1 protein-coding gene and 1 pseudogene are annotated in these 1,309 nt (G+C 54.0%); one reads left to right on the forward strand and one right to left on the reverse strand.

Annotated elements, in window-relative coordinates; all coding sequences use genetic code 11:
* Nucleotides 1–105: 105 nt before the first annotated feature.
* Nucleotides 106–966, reverse strand: a complete 861-nt coding sequence (locus tag ACO2Q5_RS23870; RefSeq protein WP_423295718.1) for a hypothetical protein — start codon at nucleotides 964–966, stop codon at nucleotides 106–108.
* 205 nt (nucleotides 967–1,171) lie between these two features.
* Between ACO2Q5_RS23870 and ACO2Q5_RS23875 the strand changes: the two are divergent.
* A pseudogene (locus ACO2Q5_RS23875) lies at nucleotides 1,172–1,309 on the forward strand (IS110 family transposase); the annotation flags it as partial.

Here is a 1,309-nt window from a genome sequence, read left to right on the forward strand (position 1 = left end):
GCGGAGTTCCAAGTCCGAGTCGCCGTGCTCAACGGCTTCACTGCGCTCGGCACGCCGCTCACAGAGGTCGCGGGATAGGTCTGCCCGGGGAAGGGAGAAGGCCGGTCAGCAGCCGATTTGTGCAACAGAGTCCATGATCTCAAACTTCGAGATATAATCGCTTTTCACGAGGTCCAGAGGGTTCGGCCCCAAGTGGTGCACCATCTTGCAATGGATAATGTGGATGTCATCCCATCGTCCTTGCTTGTAAAGTTCATTGAGAATCTTGCATTGCGCGTTCCAGCGGGTGTTCGGGAGAATCTTTCTGGGAATGTCGTTCAATGCCCTGACTGAATTGTTCAAGGCGGCCTGATCACAAAGACGGGACCAGTTGCTCGTGGCTGGGGATTTTGCCTGTTTCAGAAAGGTATCAACCCAACGATCTCCAAGACCATACTCTCGCACGCTGTCACGAAAGGCGAAAACGCCAGAATTGAAATACGATGGGTTTGAGAGGCTGAGCAATCCGGCAGCATTTGGACGGTCTTTGTCGCCCAGGGACTGATATTTTTCCTTAGGATAATGAGCAATGGGTTCATTCGTCAGAACGATCTGCGTATCATCTTCCCTTAGCGCATCGAATATTGGCACGAGGGTTTTCCGCACATAAGTGTCGGAATCTAGAAACAGAGTGTGGCGATAGGGCGAGTGTTTTATGGTGTTGATCTTAACGCCCCGACTGCGTTCCATACCGTCGGATATATTGAGTCCGGTATTTTCGACGATTTTCGTCAGATCAAGGTAATCAACACCATGAATTCCTTCGAGGATGGTGCGCAATTCCCGCCCATGCCATGCGTATGCGACCGTTACCGGGAGGTCGGGATGAACGGCCCGGATGGAACGGATAGATGTGCGTGTTTCCTTGAAGAAATGCTCGCCGGTTACGGCGTAGATGACCCCGCAGTCTTGCAGAATATCTTCCATGCTGATATCTCCTAGAACCGCTTAGCCGACATTCCCCAAGTGGCCTGCCTTCTGACGTCAAGATCGCCTGACTGCGCCAGCTGATCAAGCGTTTTCCGCCCCAAGCGGCGTCTGTGGTCGCGCATTGGCTCTGATGATGTGACCGCCCCCCGACGGCATCGATGTGCCAAGATGGGTCTGTGAGGCTCCACAAAGGAGGACGGTCATGTCGGAGAATACCACGGTCGGGCTCGACCTGGCGAAGAATGTGTTCCAAGCGCACGGCGCTGATCTGTCTGGTCGTGCCGTGCTGCGCAAGAAGCTGAGACGGGATCAGGTTCTGGCGTTTTTCGGCCAGCTGTCG

Origin of the sequence: Neotabrizicola sp. VNH66 (assembly GCF_049445895.1) — a bacterium.
In the GTDB taxonomy this organism is placed as follows: domain Bacteria; phylum Pseudomonadota; class Alphaproteobacteria; order Rhodobacterales; family Rhodobacteraceae; genus Pseudogemmobacter.

Coding starts and splice junctions, on each gene's coding strand:
- ACO2Q5_RS23870 (WP_423295718.1), bottom strand. CDS start 966: ATGGAAGATATTCTGCAAGACTGCGGGGTCATCTACGCCGTAACCGGC.